Origin of the sequence: Treponema vincentii F0403 (assembly GCF_000412995.1) — a bacterium.
GTDB lineage: Bacteria > Spirochaetota > Spirochaetia > Treponematales > Treponemataceae > Treponema > Treponema vincentii.
Genome location: NZ_KE332512.1, coordinates 1683857 through 1705190 on the forward strand (window position 1 = coordinate 1683857; position 21334 = coordinate 1705190).

The following is a 21334-nucleotide window of genomic DNA, read 5'->3' on the forward strand; positions in this document are numbered from 1 at the left end:
GCACGCTGTCCAGAGTATGAGCGGAGTTGGCAAATGCTGGGATAATGCCCGGATGGAAAGCTGGTTTGCGACGCTGAAAAAGGAAAAGATATACCAGCTTGATACGACAAAACTGACCGTGGAGGAAGTCAAGACAATCGTCTGGAGATACACGTTTGCTTATTACAACACCAAGCGTGTAACGACGGTAAATCCTGATGGCTTACCTCCACTGGTATACAGGAAAACAGCAGCTAAAAAAAGTGCTGCTTAAATACATTTGGGGTATTTAGGCACTGTACTAATATTGACTATTCCATATTTTTTGCTTTAAAAAGATACGGATTTTTTCTTTTTAAGACTGTCGATAGTTTTAGATTATCCAAACTGCTGATTCTTTTTTTATGAAAATCACCAATATGCTTTTCAACATACATTCTTACATCATCTATGTTCAAATTACCCATAGTTAACCTGACCTTCAAATAACATCATTTCTTGTTGATTAATTTGCTTTTGTACCTTCCTACAATATTCATCTACAATATCAATCCCTATCGCATGACGATTCATACGGTTTGCAACAAAGACCGTCGTACCAGATCCCATAAAAGGATCTAAAACCGTGTCATATTCTTGAGTAAATAATTTTATAAACCATTCAGGCAAACTTTCAGGAAATGCAGCACTATGGTTTTTGTTACCGCATTCAGTGGCTAAATGAAGAACATTAGTCGGATATGCCATATCTCTTTCAAGCCAATTTGAAATATTTTTTCCGAAACCGCTGCCAACTTTTGAATTGTCCCTAATTTTATCTACTTCCGATAAATTTTTAAGCCTATTTTTTGCCCAATCTCCCATAGGAACCATTACGGCTTCTTGATACATATTAAATTTTTTTATTTTATTGAATTGTAACAAACGTTCCCATGCATCTCTAAACCTATTCGGCCATTTTCCTGGATAACAGTTTTTTTTATGCCAAATAAATTCTTCTGTCCATAACCAACCTTGCCTTTTCATTTCCAAAATTAATTCAAGAACATACGTACTACGTTCCCCGTTTTGTACTTTTTCTTTTATATTGAGAATGAAAGTGCCATCATTTTTCAAAACTCTAAAAAGCTCCGCTGCAATCGGAAGAAACCATGATACATATTTCTCCGGTTTTATACCGCCATAAGTATTTTTCCTCTGATCGGCATAAGGGGGAGAGGTAATAATAAGATCTACAGAAGAGTTGGGTAATTCTTTTAGTTTTTCAAGACAATCTCCTGATAATATATTTGTTGCTATCATAGTATCTTATAAATAAATCCTTTATGTGATTTTACACAAAAAACGATAATTAGTACAGTAATCCAAAAAATGCATTGCGTAAGCAATGTCCATCTAACATTCGCTTAACCTGCATTTGCGGCTTGTCCGCAATGTCAGGTTGAAGCGGGTGTTAGCTAACTCTGCTTACTTCACCGCAATTACTTTTTTTTTCAACTATACTCATATATTTTTTTTCTACTGCATAATTGTACACATCTTCCGAAAAATCAGTAATTAGTTTATGTACTTTTGAGCAGCATTCTTTAAATTGCTCTATATCACAAGTTCTTTCCAAGACACTACCATGAGCAATATTATTTCTTGTATTTAATAATACTGTATCTATAAACTTATAATTCAATTCATATTTTGATTCTTCAAAATTTATAGTATTTAAGATATTTTGAAAGACTTCAGCTTTTAAATTACTTTCTGTATTAATTATTTTTTTATATGGAATTTCTTTTGATTTCCTTAAATTTAAAATATCTTCAATTACTTTCGCTCGTGATTTAATTTTAGTTGTTTCTGATAAAAGTTTTAAATCATGTTCTTTTATACTTATGAGCATGAAATTCATTGTAAGCTTATTTAATTCGATTTTTTGACTGGAAACATATTGTATATATAATGTTGCTAACTCTTTTATCGCTCCTTCAAAGTGTGCATACGTTAGAACATATCCAGTCCGTATAGCAACAGATTGAGAAAACCCCTTTGAGGTTTCCGCATTTTCTAATAAGTAGCTGAGTTCTTTTTTTCTCCAAGCGATTATTCTATCTATTTTATCTTGCAATTGTTCTAAATTCATTTTTATGGACGGAAAAATACCTTTCCGAAGTTCGATAAATCTTTAAATCTTGGAACAGATTTAGTGCCAGGTTTCATATTTTTCGTAAAAGTATCTTCTTTATAGAAATTCGAAATTTTTTCTGAAAGCCATTTTTTATTATTGGATAACTTTCCTATGTTGCTAATATTACAGAATACCCCATATGCAATTCCTTGATAAGCAGCCGTAAGAAAAGGTCCTGAGTGACGCCCGTCTTTGAATGTTTTAAATACACCTTCACCTTCGGTCTCGTTAAGTAATTTAAATGTTTTACTAAATGCTTCTTCTATTTCTCCCTTATTACTATTTTCTTTACATAATTTTATTGTCATTTTATCTAATAAATCTGAAATTTCTTGGTATGCATTTATTTTGTTATCGTCCAATACAGCAGGAACAAGCAATCTCAATATCAATTCTAATAAATACTGCTCATCTATTTTTCTATCTGTAATCGGGACCGTATTATTAAAATCAGGATTTTTCGAAAGTTTTACAATAAAGTTATAGTAATCATGATTTGTCATAATCATTAAACAACTTCGAACTTCCTGATCACTTAAAAAGCTTCCGCCTGTATTTAAACGTTGAAATAATTCATATTTTGTATTTGGATCACTTTCCTTTTTTACAATGTTTACATCAATACGAGAACGTTTAAAAAATAATCTTTGTTCTGCAGTAAATGATTCTTTTTCATTCTCTGTTTCCCATTGAACAGAATCAAAAGACGGTAAGTAATCGGTCGGTAATAATTTTAGATTTTCAATTTTCTTTCCTTCTTCATTTTTTAATAACCCAACAAATTGGAATATTGTTGAAAGACGCTGCACCCCATCTACTACATCCCAAATGCCTTTTTCATTTTGACTGACAAAGATGGGAGGGATTGGAATATTGAGCATAATTGATTCTATTAGTTTTGTTTTTTGAAAATCATTCCACCGAAAAACACGTTGAAATTCAGGATGGATATCTAGCTCGCCGTCTCTATATAAGTTAAGTAATTCCCCTATAGACATTTGGTATGAATCACGAAATATTTTACTTGCTTTTTCCTCAATTTCTTGTTGTAATGACATAGATTGCTCCTTTTATAGTAACCTTATCCCCTTCCCAATCTTCTTTTTTGCATTTTTTTCCAGATTTGTCTTGCTTTCACACATATACTTTGTTCAATTTTTAATACACCTATAAGAATTTCATTATCAACTAAGTCTAAAGCTTCCTCAATGTCTTTATTATTTCTGACAATTTCATCAACTTTTGATATAAGTTCTTTTAATGTAACTTGTGGCAATGACTTTACATCAGGAATTAATATATTTCCCATTTCTCGCGGTAAAATTTCTAAAACACCACCACCATAACTTCTTCCACATATTTCACTAAAAGCAAAAGAAATACTGTTATAGTAAGAAATGAGAAGCAAATCAGGATTTACTCCTGCGTTAAATTTCATTCTATGCATTGTATCCGTAGAAACAGCATGACATTTATTTAGAATAAACTTTGGATAAAGGTTATTTCGTCGCAAGAAAAAAGCATCCGGAACCCAAACTGATGGTATTATATACCAACGATCACGGATTTTGCATTTATAACCTTTGTTAATTTCGGCTTCCTCACCTTTTTTAATATAGTCTTTATAGCCTTGAGGATATTTCTCAAAAGGAGCATTAGGAAAGTTTAAAAGTTGTGATTTTTTCCCCTTATCGAAATTTATTTGCCAATCTTCTTTTGTAAAATAAATTCCATAAGCATGAGAACTTCTCCCTATTAAAGGTAGCAAACTATCAGCAAGTTGATACTTTTCTTTCAGTTTTTTATCAATAGAAAAATAATCGTTATTTCCTGTTGTTATTCCTACATTTATCGTTCCAAATTCCGAAAATTTTTTAAAACGCTTGTCATCTTTTAATTCTTGGATTAGATCAATTTCTTTATTGCTTATGAAGTATCGTGTCCATTTTTCTTTTACATACTGAAGAGGAATAAATCCATTTGAGTCTAAATTAAGATTTGAGAAATCTTCCAAATCGTGCATTTCTATTATGCGGATTCCTTTTTTTTCTTCTCCTTTTTCCCCGATAAATACAACAATTTCCTGCTGAATATCAGGGAACACAAGAGTTTTGAAAGTGATAAGAGTAATTTTTGAATATTGGTTTGAAAGAAATAATCTTACTTCTTCCGCATAAGTAACTTGAAGTAATTCTGCCGGAATAATGAAAGCGATTTTTCCTTTTTCTGAAAGCATTTTTGTACAGGCAACTAAAAAGCAGACCCAAATATTTATCAGTTTATTGGGTTTCATTCCATTTTCTTGAATGATTTCTGATACTATAGCTCTTTGTTCTTCAGTCAAATATTGATATCTAATATAAGGAGGATTACCTATAATTAAATCAAAGTGCTGTTTATTTTTTACCCTTTCATGGAAGCTTAAAAAATCATCATGGACTAAATTAAGTGAAGATTGATGTGTATAACGTTTCTCGACTTTTCTTAGTTCTTTCTTTTCTATTTCAACTGCTGTAATTTTTTTGTTGGTGGAAAGAAATTTATTATTAACTAAGGCATCTATAAAAACACCGTCACCGCAACTTGGTTCTAGTATATCTTTTATATTTGATAAATTGAATAACTTAACAATTTTATCAGCTAATTCAAACGGCGTATAATATGCACCTCTTAATTTCTGTTCTGAATTATTTACTTTTAATTTCATATATTCTCTCTATCACAAAGAAATTCTAAATTCCAGACTTTATCTGTCTCGTGCTGAATCTCAACAATTAAATCTTGTTTTTCTCTGGTAAACAATTCAACAGATTTTTTATCTTTTTTAGAGTTTAATAGATTATTTATTTCAAAAATCCTTTTTGTTTTTTCAATAACTGAATTGTATATTTTTTTTTGATCTTTATTATTCAAATCAAGCGGTATAAATGGTATAGTTTTTAACAATGCAGTTCCTCGTGCATAATAATCACCCTCGAATATACTACCCACAAGCCTTACATACTTTTCTGTATGCGGGTTCGCAAGCCATGCTTGAATATAAGAAAGTTTATACGGAGAGCCTTCTTTTTCTGCAATAGCACAATAGCCTGCTGTTCCTCCTGATGCTATAAGCATATTGTTATTATCATAAGCATACATTGCTTGGTTAAGTTTTCTTAGAACACCGACAATTAATTTGGGGGTGTCAATAAATGATGTTAATCCTTGATTTCTTCCATATTGATACCACGTATCTTTAGTTGAATCAGGAACATCTCTTTTAGCATCTGAGTTCACCTGCTTCGGTTCAAGGCGAGTATAATATGCTTGCAAATAATTTAAAGTATTTGGAAATCTATTGCGTAAAACATCCAAACTGTAAAGTTTTCCATTTTTATCATAAGGGAAAATAATTTTTTTATCTGTTGTTAAAACACTGTAACTATCAAGTCCTTTTTCATCATTTTCAGTTGGTTTAAAATATGGAAGGGTTATATCCTTTTCAACTTTATAAATATGATTTTCCTTTTTTATAGTATAAAACTGAGAATCTTCGCTTTGTATTTCATCCTTTGAAAACCAATAAACAGGAATAAGGCTTTCTGCACTTGTTTGTATTCCGTTAAATATTTTTGCATAATCCGATAACGGTTTTGACAATTTTTCAAATTTACATAAATAATTAATAAAATCAATATCTGGAGATAACCGCCAAGGAATTTTGTTTAAATGACTTTCCGAAAATTTTATAAATTTGTTATATTGTCCTCCCCAAAGATCACTTAAAGAAGTTCGACTGGAATAAATAAAACTTTCATTTGCCTGTTTATTTAGGCAAATGATACAACTATAAATAGATTGTTGCTGAAATAGTTGAGATGCACCAAAATCATCAATTAGTTCAACATATTTATGTTTTGCTAAAACTTCTTGCAATTTTCTTCCTGACTTAACTTTTAAAAACTTATTTGGAACTATCATTCCTATACGTCCATTTTTATCAGTTTTATTAATAGCCTGTTCAATAAAAATAAAATATTTATCAAATTGTTTATCGGGCAATGAATAGTTTTTTAAATAATATTTGAACTCTTTTGGAGAAAGTAATTTGTGCATATCTTCTGTTTTTACATAAGGCGGGTTGCCGATAATCGCAGAAAATTTATTTCCATTATTTATTTTTTCCCAACTGAATGGCGAAATTAACAGATATTCAAAATCAGAAAGTTGATTTTTATCCAATTTTTCAGGTTCTACCAGAGAATTTCCAAACTTAATATTTTTGTCTAAATTTGGAAGAATTGGAGATATGTTGACAACAGATGGCGCCGTTTCATTTTCGATTAATTTTATTAAAAGAGAGAATTTTGCGACTTCAACTGCATGAACATCCAAATCTATTCCATAAATGCAAGAAAGCAAAATGTTTTTTTTGTCTTCCAAAGGTAGTTGTCTGTAGTTAGAAGAAAGTTCAATAAGATATGATGTATCATTTTTCTCATACCAACTTTCACAATATTTTACTAAATAATCGAAAGCTTCTTCGAGAAAAATTCCTGAACCGCAGGCAATATCAGCAATTTTCAAATTGAGTATTTCTTCAGGCTGCCTATTTTCACATAAAGGTTTAATCGTTTTTTCAACAATATATTTTACAATTTCGATTGGAGTAGAAACAATAGAGCGGTCAGCATAATCTTTTTTGGTTGTTAATATTATTTTACCAGACTCAACAACTAACTTCTTTGTCAAAAATTGTTCATAAATTTTTCCGAGTAAATTCGGTTCAATAATATTGAAAAGATAAGGGGTTTTAGGATAATAAAGTTCTTCTATAATTTCATTGATTAAATTTTCATCAAGATCATAATAAATACTACAATCTTCAAATAAACCTGAATTATATCTTTTATCTGATTCCTTCAAAAGTTTTATAAGTGCATTTTTGTCATTTGTTGTTTCTAGCAATTTATGATATAAAGGCAAATTTCGATCTTCACAAATGCGCAAGAATATAATTTGGTTAATAAATGACTGAACTTTATCATTCAATACGGCAATAAAATCTTCATCATTATTATTTGGCAAACTCGGATATAAATAATTACTAATTTTTAATCGCCAGTTATTTATTTGAGATAAAAAATGAACATCGACTTTCTGAGTGTGATGATTTTCAGAGAATACTTCATCTGAAAAAATTTCATCAAATTTACCAGAATATACAGTTTCTTTAGATATAAGATTTCTTATTTCGTCAAATTTTTCAACATATTCTTTAAAATTGTATTTTTTATATAAAGCTGTATTTACATTATCAGTATCAGAAGGAATAATCGTTGCATCATAAATTAACAAAAATTCAAAATTTGTAAGTATTACAATTTTATGGTCTGCATTCCAACCGTAACGGCGGGCTTGAAATGCAGGTTCCTTCAATAATTGAATTTCAATAGCAGGCTTTTTTACTTCAACAAAAAGCTTTGCTACGCCTTTTAATGTGAGTGAATAGTCTGGTCGGTCTTTTTTTGTGGAATATTTTTCAGGGATAACTTCTTTATATTGAGGCGGTAAACCTTGTGAATTTGAAACATCCCAACCAAGAATGCAAAGAAAAGGCGTTATAAAATCATCCCGTGTAGTCTGTTCGTTATAATTATTTTTGGGCTGCTTATAGTAAGAAAAATTATCTGAGAAAGTTTTTACGAGCTTTTCAAGTTCTGCTATTTTTGACATCCTACCACCTATATAGATATTACCATAATTTTATTTTTTTATCTACATCCGTACGTTTTCTATAAAGTGAAACTTTTAAAGATACAGATAAATATTTATTTTTTTATAGCACCCAAAAGCGGCTCTCCGAGCTGTCTAGCTAACATTTGCTTAACCTGCATTTGCGGCTTGTCCGCAATGTCAGGTTGAAGCGGGTGTTAGATTTCCTTTTTCCATTCTTTTATTATTTTCCCTTTTTGACAAATTATTATTTCAATTGATGTATCGAAAGCGATAATAGTTATTATTGCATAATTGATAATATCAGCTATATCCTTAATCTCTTCTGAAATTATAATGCCTTTTTTTAATGTTATAGTATTTAGGATTAGAGCAGATATAAATCCTACTAGATAGATCAATGATTTTATAGTAGAACAAAAAATTGAAGTTGCCCAGCTTGTAATTATTTCTGACTCTTCTTTTGTAAATATATTCATCAGAAATCTTTTAAAATAATACCCAGGTAAATTTCTTCCTCGAATCAATAGAATACAAAGTGTAACTATAAATAAATAAAGTGAAGCATTTGAATCCAATTCAGTAATAGTTTGTATATGAATACACATTTCCCATAATATACAAGAAATAACCATTGCTATAATAAACATAAATATATTTCCTGAAATTATGAATAATATCTTATTAATTATTCTTATATTATGATTCTCAGTATCATTTTTAATCTTAATATATGAGATAATTGCACAGCAAAATGTAACAATTAAAATTAATAACATAATTACCAATATATTATTCCTCTTCTACCAGAAAAACCAACCTACTATAATTTCCTTACAACAAAACTGATGTTTCGCTTATAGCCGGCATTTTTATGGAATCGTTCTGCTTCTGTATTTAATTCCCAATATGATAACTCTATTTGCGTTGCACCTATTTTATTCGCATATTCTTGTAGTGAATTCATTAACTTATTCCCATAACCTAGATTTCTGTATTCTTTTTTAATACATATGTGTTCGATTTGAATACCTTTATAAGCTTTCCTAAATGGATTCTCCATGTAATTTTGTTCAAAGAATAAAACATATCCATACTCATTATTCTGATCGCCAATAATATATGCATGATAATTATCTTTTGACAATTGTTCCTTCACATACTGTAAAACAGAGTCATATGAATATGGCTTGAAATATTCTGGATATCTCTCATAATGCAGATTCTGAACAGATTCATTAAGTTTAGCAATCTTATCTGCATCTTTTGATTCTTCAATCATACTCTTTATTATCTTTTTCCTTAGCGCCGTAAGGCATCCACCTAACATTCGCTTAACCTGCATTTGTGCCTTTGCTGACGCGCATAGCGGCAGCAAAGTTGGCGCGAAAGTTGCGGTGCCGTATAGGCACTTTAAGCAACTTTCGTGACAAAACAAATGTCAGCGTTGAAGCGGGTGTTAGGACAATCTACCAATTTCTCACTGAGTTTTTTTCAGAATCCTTCATTCTGCCAAAAACTGCAAGAATGAAATCTATGCTATTTACGAGCACTGATATACTTACAAAACCTATTAATAATATAATAAATACACTTCTATCTATAAGAAGAAATGAATACCAATAGCAAAAAACCAAAAAAAATTCAGTAACAATAATCAATCCAAGTAATAATTTTCCAATACCTATTACCGTTCGTCCTATATAGAATCTATCAATTCCTAAAAAACCTAAAAATGCAGAATAAAGTATTAAATAAGTTCTACTTTTTGGTGAAATTCTTTTATTATTTTTTATTTCCAAATATCGGCTTTCGCTCTTTACAATCATACTACCTGCTGATAAAATAAAAGAAATATTTCTTATCAGAATAAATATATATAAAATGGAATTCTGTGCAGAATTAAATGCAGAAAAAAATGTAAGGTAATTTACTCCTTTCTGTGACACAGCGATAAATAAGGCGGAAACCGAAAAAGGATTATCAAATATTATTGTTATGAGAATATAAAAATAAAGTGTTAGAATTCCATACTCCCTTTCATTTGAATTACTTTTTAAACAGAAAATTCCCAGTAAAAAGAAAAAAATAAAGTTCTTAATAATTTCTTGCCACGGAACAATAAATATATCTTTATACTCATCTAAGGATGACAAATATATTCCTACAATACTTTTTTGAAAAAAAATTAAAAGAATTATTGCAATAAGTAAACTTAGTTCTGTCCAAAATGCAATTAATCCTGTAACTTTTGAAAACTTATTCATTAATTCTCCTGAATTTTGCACGCCGTTAGGCGTGTCGTCCTAACATCTTTTCGACCTTTCCTCATAATACCATCAAAACTACTCGTTTGCAATCTAGACTACTACAAGATAAGAAATTAAATCTTTCTACTATAATAACTAATCGGCCATATGACCAAGCAGCAGATTAGACCTATCTTCAGTAAACAAGCTAAAGCAAAATCACATCCTGTCTATAGTGACTAGAAAAATTTTATCCATTTTTCCTGTTCCCGATTCCCGAAATTTCTATGCTTTCTTTTAATTTAAAATACTCTCTATCATACATAAACAATAATATGAGTAACAATGCAGATACACCTAATATAGTTAAATATAATTGTATTGATTCTCTTTCAAATAAAAGAATCATATTTGATAAATTAAAAAAAGTATGATAAAAAATTGCATTTAAAATATTGTTTTTTGATTTCTTATAAAAATATGTGATAAAAATACTAAGCATAATAACCGTAGGGATAAATAATAGGTATCCTACGAATCCGACGTTCATTATTTTGAAGAAATGCCATGCCCCCCAAAGTATTCCAACAAATAGTGAACCGGTAAACGAAGTATATTTATTTTCAAAAATTTGTAATAAAGTTCCTCTCCAACCAATTTCCTCACTAATAGATCCGACAATAGTAGCTATAATACCAATTAGTAACAAATACCCCGTGTATTCTGATTTAACATACGGTATTCCCATTAAATCAAGTATAAATGAAGATAGTAAAATCAGTGTTATTGGAAATATAATAGCTATTACTGAGTATCTATTTAATTTATAAGCATAAAATTTTCTTTCATTATATTTTTTTCTAAAAATTAAAGTTGTTATCAATGGAGATAATTGTACTGTAACCATTGTAACAGAGCCTAATAGTAATTCATTACCTCTGATATTTTGTGTAGCACCTCCGAATATCATAGCAAGAATAAAGGTTATTAGTAAGTTCATCAAATTAAAAAATACTACTTTTTTATTCATTTTATTTCCTCTAAACTTATTTTTTTCGTTATCGTTAAAATAAATGTTATAGATTAGTTCTGTCTCCGCCTACCTCAAGAAACGTCAATCTCACTAAACCTTATCCTACCGCCATTAGGCGTACGTCTCACATTGTTTTAAACCGCAAACAGGCTTGTCCTGTTTGTCGGCTTTGAAAACTGTGTTAGGCGTTATCATCTACACAACCAGCTTTAACTCCGTAATAATTCGAGCCATATTAGTAAAATCGTCATCATCGTGTAGAAGCGGAATATTATTTTCAATCGCAGTTTCTGCAATCAGCAAATCTACCGTACTACGAATTGTAACACCTTTTCTACGACAACGGAAATTCAACAGAGCAGCATTTTCAAAGGATTGAATACCACGTTTTAGCAAATATAACGGTACATTCATTAAATAAGATTTCAAAATAGCAAATTCTTTTTCGTCTTTTGAACCTTGCAGAATCTCTTGATAAATGAATTCATTGATGCAAAAATGTTTTTGTTCCTCAAGCAATTTTTCAAAATATGCTGTACCAACAGTTTCCTTGCCACGAAAAAAATTGATCAGCACAGAAGTATCTACTAAAACCATTAAGAACTCCGCATTGCTTTATAGTCATATCCATCAGCAAACTGAATTTTACCCTTTAGGTCGGCAAGAGTACGATTTCGTTTTTCAGAGGGCAATTCAATTGTTTCTATGTATGAAATAACCATCTGTGCCTGTTCATTATCAAGCATTGCAAAATAATCCATCGCTTTTTTTTTAAGAGCTGTTTCTACCATCAACAACCTCCTTACAGTCCATAATTATACTATTATTCTGATAATTTTTCTACTATAAAAAATGACAGGAATGTATCGCAACTCTGCGAGCTTTAGCAAATTTCTAGCGTATAGTCTAGTTTTTATACAATTTTTTTACAATGCAATTTTATCTTTTTAATAGCCCAATCATAATGACTTGAAGTCGTACTTACAAAATATGATCTTAAATCGGTTGTTCCTGTCCATGAAAAATATTTTTTTGTAAAAAGTTCTTCATTGGAATATTTATGAGCCAGTGCAAGAATTTTTTTATGACTTTCTGCAAGCATTACTTTTGCACTTTCAAGACTTGTATTCTGATGCCGATTCCAAAACATAACATTCATTGCACCATAGGTTTTCCAAGAATACTCATCCGGCAAAAACGGAATATTATTTTTTCCGTCAGCATTATTTTCTATGAATTTCAGCATAAGTTGATGCCATTCATACAAATGAATTAAGACATCTCTCACATTTTTATCACGATCCCAATGAGCTTCTTTTTTACTTTTATCGCCGGAAAAATCAAAAAACGTGTTCATTTGATTTTCAGTCATTTTAGAAATAATATCCATCAATTTTGAATAATTTTCCGTAGCAAATTTCAGTAAATCATCTTTATTTCTTGCCCGTGCCATAGTTCCTCCTATCCCAAAGCAGCTCTAGTAGAGCCGTCCGCCTAACATTCGCTTAACCTGCATTGCCGCAAAGGCAATGTCAGGTTGAAGCGGGTGTTAGATGCTTTATTTATATCGATACTTTAGTTTTAGCAATAAATTCTATCTTCAAATTCATTCCCAGTCCGTCTGCAAGCCTTTTCAAAATCTTTATTGTCGGATTTCCAGAACCATTCTCTATTTTGCTTATATCTGATTGAGCAATTCCAGTTGCATCGGCAAGTTGTTTTTGCGTAACATGACTTAATTTTCTGGCATCAATTAATGAACTGATAAGTTCATATTCCGGTCCAAGAGATTCATATTCTTTTCTGAAAGTTTCATCTTTCATTTGTTCTTTTAATGCCTCTGTTAATGTCATTTCTTTCCTCCTGCTTCCAGATTTCTATTCAAGTAGTCAGTTCGATAATCTTTTGCCCTTTGTATTTCTGAAAGTGGTGTTTTTTGCGTTTTCTTTCGAAAACCATGCGTTATGATTATCTTCTTTTCAATGATAAAGAAATACAAATGCCTTACTATATTGTTACCTTGAATTGTTCTTAACTCAAATATACCGTCATCAATGTGCTGGGAATATGGCAATCTTAACTCATTCCCTTTATTTTCCAGTAATCCTAAATCACGGAACACTTTAGCCTTAAGCTTGATTTCAAGCGTATTTATGAAATCTAAACTTGGTTTTTCACCTGCTTTTGTTTCATAGAATTCAACAATCCAATTATTTGCCATCTCTCAATCTAATTATATTGGTTATATCCTATATTTGTCAAGATGACGCATTGCATCACAAAAAGATATTAGGTAGGCGGAATATCAAAATGGTTCCTTAACGACAAATTTCTGATCTTCTCAATGCTCGATCCTTTCTAAAATACAAGTTAAAGCGGATTTTAGATTAAATTGTATTTTTGTCCTTTTTCCACGTTATATAATCTTTTTTTGCCTTCATAGCTTTTAGCTTACTCCACGCGTCTAATGCCTCTTCTCTTGTTGCATTTTTTTCATTTGCCAGATAATCACTGATGAAATTATTAAATTTACAGGATGGAATTTGGGGAAGCTTTTCTTCAGTTTTGTTTAATCGAATGTATTCACAAATGACATCATTATACGTTATTTTTTCACCATGAGAAAGTTTGTCTTCAATCCATCGATTAAGCCAATATTTTGCCCCTGATTTCGGTTTTAATCCCGGAATCCGTTTATCCATCTCACTATGTATGAATTCCCATGTTGCTTTTTTGTTGGTAAAATTTTCAACATAAGTATGACCATTCAATATGTCTCTATTCCGGCTTTTACTCCAATAATTATTCTTTTTATTTACTGTTCCGGTTTCCAAAAAATGAATAATCATCTTTTCAAGCTGATCCTTTCGTATTTTTAAATCAAAAGGAATTTCAAGCGATTTTGCTAATGCTTTGAGTTCACTCATGTGCCAATATTTATTCTCGAATTCTTTTATTGTCATATAGCTTTTTTCTTATGTACTGTATGCATTAACAGCTATCATAATATCCTCGATACTTATATACCAATTTTTTCCTTTTTTGATTATTGAACTTCTCTTATCAAGAATTTTCTTTTTACACCGCTCAATAACATCTTTGGTATCTAAATCAAGATTATGTTTTATTCGCTCAATACCCATTTCAGTTGTATGAATTTTTTCTGAATTTTTATACAGAATTTCAGAAATGTGTTCCATAATGATTGTATATCCGCATATTATTTTATTTTGCATGCGACAGCATGTCCATCTAACTATGTAGCTAAACCGCAAACGGGCTTGTCCCGTTTGTCGGCTTTGAGCTACTTGTTATGTGATTTTTTACTCATTTGCAACCAATTTTACCACAGCTTCCACAAGCTTCTGATAATTTTCTTCGGAAAGTCTTGACACCTTCTTTTCAAGGCAAAATTTATTTACCGCACCAATAAGATGAATTACTGCGACCGAATCTTTCGAAAGCCCAGTTTCTTCTTTTTCAATAAGAATATTAGGCTCAAAATCTGCTCGGTCTAGATTCGAAGTAAAAGGAATTACCACAACTGTATTCAGATCTTTTATTCCGAGCAAATCATTTTGCATTACGACGACAGGACGTATTTTTGACGGCAAACTGCCTACCGGCTGCCCAAAATCAATTGTCCATATCTCACCATGTGTCATTTTTTAATTCCTCCCACATAGTGTTCATTGAACCTCGGGCAATATCAGTTTCCATTTCGGCATAGTTTTCTTCATTCCGTTTTTTTTTCAAAGACTCGAGCATTTTTTCCATTAAAATAATTGTCTGTTCATAGGAAAGAGAAAGTACTTGTTCCGTAAAATCTGCGTAAGCGGTATCTGACATATTGCACCTCCAACTTTCATTATACCATATTTCAAACAATTTTTCACAAAATTATGTTTTTTTTATCGGATGCCTGATGACCGTTTTCCATTTTTCCGGAGAACTTTTTCTGGGGTCTGAAAGATAAATTTCATGGTGCAAACGTTTTTCCGTCATATCGTTTTCATATCCATTTGATCGAATGAAATCATCCATAATTTTTACGCTTGTCGGTTCATCGTCATAAGAACCGTTATGCATTATCTGAACGCACAAGCCTTCTTCAATCGATAGAAATTCCGCAGAGGAGCAATCGATTTTTTTCTTTTCAGCAGCAGTCTTTACAGCCCAATCAAAATCTTTTTTTGTAACAAAATCTGGAATACGAATTACCGAAATCCAATTGAAGCTTGATTTGTCTGAATAGTCTACGCCGTCAATCCCGGCCTGCCACCAAAAACCTTCCAACGGAGGAACAACATATTCAAAAAATTCGTTAATTTTATAATCAGTCTTGTAACTCATTTTTAGAGTATACGCTACCGCATATAATACTCCAACTGCCCGCTGATAAGCGCCGCCTGCTTCATTTGGATTTCCTTTTCCCCTAACTGCAATATAATTCATTTTTGGAACTGTTACAATTTCTGGTTTATTTTTGGGAAGATAAAATTCCCGGTATTCTTTCTTGAAATCAAATGCCATTCTTTTCTCCATAATAGCTGCCCGAAGGGCAGTCCACATAACTACCGCTTAACCTGCATTGCCGCAAAGGTAATGATAGGTTGAAGCGGGTGTTAGGTGTTTATTTCTTAGGATAAAACTCTACTTCGAAAATCAATTTTTCGTTTTCAATCGCATTAAAATTTACACCAATATTTATTCCTATCTTTTTTACTGTCATATCAAAATTAGAATTGATACCAAAATCATCTGTATAATTAAACTCTGCTCTACATTTCAAAACACCTTTTTTGAGCCTCGAATCTTGCATTGTTTTCCATGATGGTTCCCCATTTAGCCATAGAGAATTATAGTTTTCTAAAATATTATCTTCAGGAAACTCATATGAAAAATTTAAAAATGAAGAACGATTTCTATTATACTTAACTCCTGCTTTTCCCCTATTATCCTTATTCACACCAATTCCTATATTTCCTTCAACCTCCATTTCAGAAGAATTGTCAGATATAACACTGCATTTTTTTGCACCCAAATACGCACATAATTTTAAAAAGTCATTTAATTTCTCTTGCTTTAACTTTTGATGATATTCACTTAATGGATAAAAGACATTATTGTCTACTATGCTACTAAGATAAATACAGCCATCAATTGGATGATTTATTGGGAATATAAAATTATTTGGAATTTTGCTTTTATCAATAATTGTATACGGACATTTTTTCTTAAAAATTTCACTCTTATTATAACTTTGATATTTAATCAAATAATATAAAGTTCTTATTGATGTAGAAATATCAAATAAATCTAGCAAATTATGGATTACATCATCAGAAGCAAGTTCTTTTAATTTCTTATCTGATAATATTATAACTTTTTCCATATTTTCATCTCCCCCGCTGCCCGCAGGGCAGTCCGCCTAACATTGTTTCAACCTTTCCTCATTATATCACGCAAACTATGCGCTTTCAATCTAAACTGGCACCTCACCAAGCAGCTTCATCTTTCTACCATAATGTCTGTCGTAACACATCATCAACAGCCAGATTAGGCCTATCTTCACTAAATGGGATAAAGGCGAATCACATTCGGTCGATAGGGCTTTGAACGCCGAGACCGCCGCGGTTGAGGACGTGGGTGTAAACCATAGTGGTTGAAACATCGCTGTGACCGAGAAGTTCTTGAATGGTGCGGATATCGTAACCGGATTCCAGTAGATGCGTTGCAAATGAGTGGCGGAACGTGTGGCAGCCGATTGGCTTCGGAATACCCGACCGTAAAACAGCTTCGTGCAAAGTGCGTTGAATAACCGAAGGATCAATATGATGCCGTCCCTGCTCACCGGTTTCTTTATTCTGCCATCGATGTGCTTGAGGAAACACCCATTGCCACGCCCACGTTTTACCTGCAGCGGGATATTTTTTTGCAAGGGCAGACGGAAGCGGCACCGAACCGAAACCGTCTTTGCAGTCTGCCTCATGGATGCTGCGGACATTTTCCAAATGTTTTTGCAGCGAAAATTTCAAAGATACCGGCAGCATAGTTTTACGATCTTTTGCTCCCTTTCCGCAGTGTACCGTAATTTCATTTTTATCAAAGTCAATATCCTGTACCCGTAACCGCAAGCCTTCCATCAACCTCATTCCCGTTCCATAAAGTAAGCGAATAAAAAGACCGTAGTCGTTTTCAGGCAACAGAGAGAATATCTTTGCCGTTTCCTCACGGCTCAGTACAGCAGGCAGCTTTTTTTGCTTCTTGGCACGAACAATGTTTTCCGGACTTTGTATCGTTAATCCTAATATGTTTTTATAGAGAAACAAAAGAGCAGCAAGAGCTTGATTTTGACTTGAAGCAGCAACCTTTTCTTTTGTTGCAAGACGGCTCACAAAGGAATTTATCTCCGCATCGGAAAATGTTTTAAGATTTTTATCCTTATGTTCACGGATAAAACGGCTTATCCAATAGCTGTATGCTTCCCGTGTACGTTTGCTGTAGTGTTTTGCAGTAATCACTGCATCCAACTTTCTTAAAATATCTTGAATATCCGGTGCAGTAGGATTATTACTTTCTCTAATAATTTCGGTATTCAAAGGCTCAATATCATGAGGCTTGCTATCATTAGGTTTACAATTTTTAAAGGTAAAGCCGGGATCTGCCCTGCAAATCCCTTCATTATAAAGGTTGTTTAATAAAATATCGCAAGAATTACGGTCGGCAGGGATAATCTAAAAACGTTTATCCGGCATCCAAGTCCTGTTTGGTACTTTTTTTACCGCTTGTAAAATCTTAGAAAATTTCTCTCCCTCAGCATTAAAACTTACCGACAAAGCCTTATTTTCATAAGGCCGAATTTCAATAAACATAAAAACCTCCTTTTCAGATGTCTTTGCATTCTTTAGACATGGGGAACACTAAGCTGTATAGCAGTAAGACTTCATTTACCAGTGATTCCAAAGATACAATTACTCCTTAGAAGCGGCTTTTCGTAATAGGACAATAGTAATAGAAGTCCCCTTACCCTTTCGTTATTTTTGGCAAGAGAATAATTCCACCGATAAACACAACCAGAACGGCTATCCATGCGGAAAGAATGTTCATGAAAATTCCGCCGATGATAAAGCCTGCTAACGAACAGCCAGCGACAAAAAGCGCATACGGCATTTGAGTTGCGACATGTTCAAGATGCGGGCAGGCGGCTCCTGTAGAAGATAAAATTGTGGTATCCGAAATGGGTGAGGCATGATCGCCGAAAACGGCTCCGCCGAGAACAGCCGAAATACAGATGAAGATGGCATTGAGCGCGGTGTTTTGTGCTAGGCCGGCATTTTCAGCTAATCCGACGGCAATCGGCATGATAATCGGGATCATAATGCCGAAGGTTCCCCAGCTGGTGCCGGTTGCAAATGCAATAACGGCTGACAGTGCAAAGACGATGGCAGGGAGTATCCACAATGGGAAAGAGCTGCTTACAACTAGTTCGGAAAGATAGCGGCCCAATCCTAAGCCGCCGTCTACAGGTGCCGACCGTATAACCGTTCCGATTGACCATGCCATGGTCAAGATAATTAAAGCGGGCACCATGGACTTTATACCGTCGCGGACAGCTTCGCTTGCTTCTTTCAGATTCATAAGGTGGCGCGCAAGATAGTAAACGTATGTCACGGTTAAAGTAAAGATGATGGCGTAAAAGAGCGCATACGATGAATCGGTATTGATGAAAGCCTCACGGAGACTCATCGACGCGGCTGCTTGCGATATATTGGTGATCGTTGTTCCGTTTATGGCGTTAATCCACGAAACGGCAGGAAAAAAGGCAATAGCAAAAACAATGAGAAGCAAGATGGGAAACAGCATATCAATCGGCTTTGCGCGGGTTGTTTGTTCTTCGGGTACATCGCCGGAGATAGCACCGTAGAGTTCTTCGTTCCAGAGGAGACCGGAAGTTCTTGCTAAGTCCTCGGATTTTTTCATTGCACCGAAATCAGCTTTAAGAAAGATGATGACAAGAATCATCAGAATCGTTGTCAGTGCGTAAAGGTTATACGGAATAGCGCGGATAAAAAATTCAAAATCGCTGATGCCGAGTTTACCAAATCCTTCGGAATTTCTTACGATAGACATAACGGTAACAACCCAACTTGAAACAGGCGCCAAAATGCACACAGGGGCGGCTGTCGAATCCAGAATATACGCCAGCTTTGCACGTGGTACCTTATGTTGATCATTTATCGGACGCATAACAGTTCCAACGGTTAAAGAGTTAAAATAGTCGTCTATAAAAACGATTAGACCGAATATAAACGTTGCAAACTGAGAAGCTGTTTTGTTCTTCAATTTTTTAGACATCCACAATCCAAACGCCTGTGCTGCTCCTGTTTTTGATAACATACCGACCAATGCGCCGAGCAATCCGCAGAATAGGAAGATGCGGATATTCCAGCCGTCCGCTAAAGAACCGGCGAGTAGATCCGTTAGTCTCATAAGCGCCGCAGCAGGATTTCCGCCGGCAACGATAATACAACCGGATAAAATCCCCAAAAAAAGCGAAATGATAACGTCTTTTGTGATGAAAGCAAGCGCGATAGTTAAAACGGGCGGTATGATGCCCCACATTCCAAAGTGATCCATAAAGATATAATGCTCCTTTTTTATCAGGGTTTAAAATAAGTTAAAAAAAAGCTCCAAAGAACTTCCCAAAGTTTAGAGATATCCGAAAAAATAGTGTAACATATATTTAATATCTGTGCAGTAGGGGTGATGCTTGAAACACGGAAATTAGTTTATAATGAAAAGTGAACATGTCGTGTATATATCGTAAGGTTAGCTGAAAATGATTCATAATCCGGTATTTTTTCATGTTGATTTAGACGCTTTTTTCGCCTCGGTAGAACAGCTTGATAATCCGGCATATCGCGGCAAACCGGTTATTGTCGGAGGCCTCGGCAAGCGGGGTGTTGTTTCGACTGCGTCGTATGAAGCGCGGAAATCCGGTGTGCATTCCGCAATGCCGATTGGCCGTGCACGCGCCTTGTGTCCGCATGGCATCTTTTTAAAAACCCGTATGCAGCGTTATTATGAAAAATCAAAAGAGATTATGGAAATTTTTAAAAACTTCAGTCCCGATATACAGCAGCTTTCCGTCGATGAAGCTTTTTTGGATATGAGCGGTACGGAAAAAATATTCGGTAATACCGAAGCGGCGGCCCGGCTTTTAAAAACCACCGTTTTTGAACAAACCGGTTTGAGGGTTTCCGTAGGAGCGGCTTCCAATAAATATATCGCAAAGATTGCTTCGGGACAGTCGAAGCCGGACGGTTTGCTGGTTGTTCCGCCGGGCAGAGAAGCGGCGTTTATGCAGTCGCTGCGTTTAAGCGATGTGTGGGGTATCGGCGGCAAAACCCGCGCACGGCTTGCAGAGGCAGGCCTAACGACTATTGCCGAAATTCTCAAACAACAGGAATCTGTTTTGCAGCTGATTATCGGAAACGCCGCCGGTACGTTTTTGTATCAAGCTGTTCGCGGAGATATGGCGCATGTCTTTAATGAGGATCGGAAAAGTCATTCTATCAGTACGGAGCGCACGTTTGAAACCGATTTGCATGAAAGGGATGAAATTTCCGATGTGCTGTTCCAGCTGAGCGCCGAGCTGATGTGCCGCATTCTTGACGAGCACATTCAAAGCCGTACGGTGCATATCAAAATACGGTATGCAGATTTTACCACTATTTCGGCCCAGCAGAGCGGGGCATTGATTAACGATTCGGCGGATTTATACGAGCGGGCACGGCAGTTGTTCTTTTCCCGCTTTGATGCCGCGCTTTCCGTCCGGCTTATCGGGATTGGGGTGGATGTCAGCAGCGACAATAGTCAGCTGGAATTGTTTGCTTCCGAAAAAGCGGCGAAAAAACGTAAACTTGAAGAAGCGGTTTTGAATATTGCAAAGAAAAATAAGGACGTCAAAATTGTGCAAGCACGATTGCTCCCTCCGCAGGAGTAAGTTAGGTAAGCTATGCCGATTATGATGGTTTATTTTAAGCGGGGAGCAATTTCTCCAACATTAGCTTTATACATAGGAGGTAAGAGGTTATTATGGATATTCGTTTTGATAAGCTTACCGAAAAATATAAAAAAGACGTAATTGATATTTTCAATTATTATCCGGAA

The 21334-nt window shown here is 33.9% G+C and carries 24 protein-coding genes and 1 pseudogene; 2 read left to right on the forward strand and 23 right to left on the reverse strand.

The features are described from left to right. Positions 1-16: 16 nt before the first annotated feature. Positions 17-253 carry an IS3 family transposase gene (locus HMPREF1222_RS13150; protein WP_244870132.1) on the forward strand — a complete coding sequence of 79 codons (237 nt, stop codon included), beginning with the start codon at positions 17-19 and terminating at the stop codon, positions 251-253. A gap of 37 nt (positions 254-290) precedes the next feature. On the opposite strand, the gene HMPREF1222_RS13415 is transcribed toward HMPREF1222_RS13150, so the two are convergent. The 23 genes and pseudogenes from HMPREF1222_RS13415 to HMPREF1222_RS07575 form a co-directional block, all read right to left on the reverse strand. After that, a complete protein-coding gene (locus tag HMPREF1222_RS13415) occupies positions 291-446 on the reverse strand; it encodes a PmeII family type II restriction endonuclease (RefSeq protein WP_016518891.1) in 156 nt (51 codons plus the stop codon). Then, the gene (locus HMPREF1222_RS07470; protein WP_016518892.1) at positions 439-1281 is read right to left on the reverse strand and encodes a DNA-methyltransferase; all 843 of its coding nucleotides are present in this window, start codon (positions 1279-1281) and stop codon (positions 439-441) included. Before HMPREF1222_RS07470 ends, HMPREF1222_RS13415 begins: the two co-directional genes overlap by 8 nt. Positions 1282-1432: 151 nt before the next feature. Beyond that, entirely contained in the window at positions 1433-2113 is a 681-nt protein-coding gene (locus tag HMPREF1222_RS07475) for an MAE_28990/MAE_18760 family HEPN-like nuclease (protein ID WP_016518893.1), read from the reverse strand. A 2-nt stretch (positions 2114-2115) separates the two neighbouring features. Further along, a complete protein-coding gene (locus HMPREF1222_RS07480; RefSeq protein ID WP_016518894.1) occupies positions 2116-3216 on the reverse strand; it encodes a DUF262 domain-containing protein in 1101 nt (366 codons plus the stop codon). A 23-nt stretch (positions 3217-3239) separates the two neighbouring features. Further along, positions 3240-4865, reverse strand: a complete 1626-nt coding sequence (locus tag HMPREF1222_RS07485; protein WP_016518895.1) for a class I SAM-dependent methyltransferase — start codon at positions 4863-4865, stop codon at positions 3240-3242. Then, positions 4862-7876: an Eco57I restriction-modification methylase domain-containing protein gene (locus tag HMPREF1222_RS07490; RefSeq protein ID WP_016518896.1), complete on the reverse strand. Its 3015-nt coding sequence runs from the start codon at positions 7874-7876 to the stop codon at positions 4862-4864. The genes HMPREF1222_RS07485 and HMPREF1222_RS07490 overlap by 4 nt, the downstream gene beginning before the upstream one ends. A 197-nt stretch (positions 7877-8073) precedes the next feature. Further along, positions 8074-8526 (reverse strand): hypothetical protein, encoded by a 453-nt coding sequence (locus tag HMPREF1222_RS07495; RefSeq protein WP_016518897.1) that lies wholly within the window; start codon positions 8524-8526, stop codon positions 8074-8076. A gap of 173 nt (positions 8527-8699) precedes the next feature. Further along, positions 8700-9158 carry a GNAT family N-acetyltransferase gene (locus HMPREF1222_RS07500; RefSeq protein WP_038076986.1) on the reverse strand — a complete coding sequence of 153 codons (459 nt, stop codon included), beginning with the start codon at positions 9156-9158 and terminating at the stop codon, positions 8700-8702. A 187-nt stretch (positions 9159-9345) separates the two neighbouring features. Continuing rightward, complete coding sequence (locus tag HMPREF1222_RS07505) at positions 9346-10143, reverse strand: TM2 domain-containing protein (RefSeq protein WP_016518899.1); 798 nt, start codon at positions 10141-10143, stop codon at positions 9346-9348. Between the two features lie 232 nt (positions 10144-10375). Further along, positions 10376-11155 carry a CPBP family intramembrane glutamic endopeptidase gene (locus HMPREF1222_RS07510; RefSeq protein WP_016518900.1) on the reverse strand — a complete coding sequence of 260 codons (780 nt, stop codon included), beginning with the start codon at positions 11153-11155 and terminating at the stop codon, positions 10376-10378. 198 nt (positions 11156-11353) lie between these two features. Further along, the gene (gene vapC, locus HMPREF1222_RS07515; protein WP_016518901.1) at positions 11354-11755 is read right to left on the reverse strand and encodes a type II toxin-antitoxin system VapC family toxin; all 402 of its coding nucleotides are present in this window, start codon (positions 11753-11755) and stop codon (positions 11354-11356) included. After that, positions 11755-11949, reverse strand: coding sequence for a hypothetical protein (locus tag HMPREF1222_RS07520; protein ID WP_016518902.1), 195 nt, complete (start codon positions 11947-11949; stop codon positions 11755-11757). The genes vapC and HMPREF1222_RS07520 overlap by 1 nt, the downstream gene beginning before the upstream one ends. 122 nt (positions 11950-12071) lie before the next feature. Next, entirely contained in the window at positions 12072-12611 is a 540-nt protein-coding gene (locus tag HMPREF1222_RS07525; RefSeq protein ID WP_016518903.1) for a ClbS/DfsB family four-helix bundle protein, read from the reverse strand. Positions 12612-12720: 109 nt separating this feature from the next. Continuing rightward, a complete protein-coding gene (locus tag HMPREF1222_RS07530) occupies positions 12721-13011 on the reverse strand; it encodes a helix-turn-helix domain-containing protein (protein ID WP_016518904.1) in 291 nt (96 codons plus the stop codon). Then, positions 13008-13379, reverse strand: coding sequence for a type II toxin-antitoxin system RelE/ParE family toxin (locus HMPREF1222_RS07535; protein WP_016518905.1), 372 nt, complete (start codon positions 13377-13379; stop codon positions 13008-13010). The genes HMPREF1222_RS07530 and HMPREF1222_RS07535 overlap by 4 nt, the downstream gene beginning before the upstream one ends. A 166-nt stretch (positions 13380-13545) precedes the next feature. After that, on the reverse strand, positions 13546-14121 hold the full coding sequence (locus tag HMPREF1222_RS07540; RefSeq protein ID WP_016518906.1) for an SAP domain-containing protein: 576 nt from the start codon (positions 14119-14121) through the stop codon (positions 13546-13548). Positions 14122-14133: 12 nt separating this feature from the next. Continuing rightward, positions 14134-14358, reverse strand: a complete 225-nt coding sequence (locus HMPREF1222_RS07545) for a DUF3781 domain-containing protein (protein WP_016518907.1) — start codon at positions 14356-14358, stop codon at positions 14134-14136. Positions 14359-14481: 123 nt separating this feature from the next. After that, positions 14482-14823 carry a type II toxin-antitoxin system PemK/MazF family toxin gene (locus HMPREF1222_RS07550; RefSeq protein ID WP_016518908.1) on the reverse strand — a complete coding sequence of 114 codons (342 nt, stop codon included), beginning with the start codon at positions 14821-14823 and terminating at the stop codon, positions 14482-14484. After that, positions 14810-15007 carry a hypothetical protein gene (locus HMPREF1222_RS07555; protein ID WP_016518909.1) on the reverse strand — a complete coding sequence of 66 codons (198 nt, stop codon included), beginning with the start codon at positions 15005-15007 and terminating at the stop codon, positions 14810-14812. Before HMPREF1222_RS07555 ends, HMPREF1222_RS07550 begins: the two co-directional genes overlap by 14 nt. Before the next feature lie 51 nt (positions 15008-15058). Continuing rightward, positions 15059-15691 carry a GyrI-like domain-containing protein gene (locus HMPREF1222_RS07560; RefSeq protein ID WP_016518910.1) on the reverse strand — a complete coding sequence of 211 codons (633 nt, stop codon included), beginning with the start codon at positions 15689-15691 and terminating at the stop codon, positions 15059-15061. 100 nt (positions 15692-15791) lie between these two features. Further along, complete coding sequence (locus HMPREF1222_RS07565) at positions 15792-16553, reverse strand: hypothetical protein (RefSeq protein ID WP_016518911.1); 762 nt, start codon at positions 16551-16553, stop codon at positions 15792-15794. Positions 16554-16752: 199 nt separating this feature from the next. After that, positions 16753-18033, reverse strand: a pseudogene (locus HMPREF1222_RS07570) (integron integrase). A gap of 151 nt (positions 18034-18184) precedes the next feature. Then, positions 18185-19798, reverse strand: coding sequence for a Na+/H+ antiporter NhaC family protein (locus HMPREF1222_RS07575; RefSeq protein WP_016518914.1), 1614 nt, complete (start codon positions 19796-19798; stop codon positions 18185-18187). A gap of 202 nt (positions 19799-20000) precedes the next feature. Here HMPREF1222_RS07575 and dinB point away from each other — a divergent pair, with 202 nt between their 5' ends. Continuing rightward, positions 20001-21167 carry a DNA polymerase IV gene (gene dinB, locus HMPREF1222_RS07580; protein ID WP_016518915.1) on the forward strand — a complete coding sequence of 389 codons (1167 nt, stop codon included), beginning with the start codon at positions 20001-20003 and terminating at the stop codon, positions 21165-21167. Positions 21168-21334: the final 167 nt, after the last annotated feature.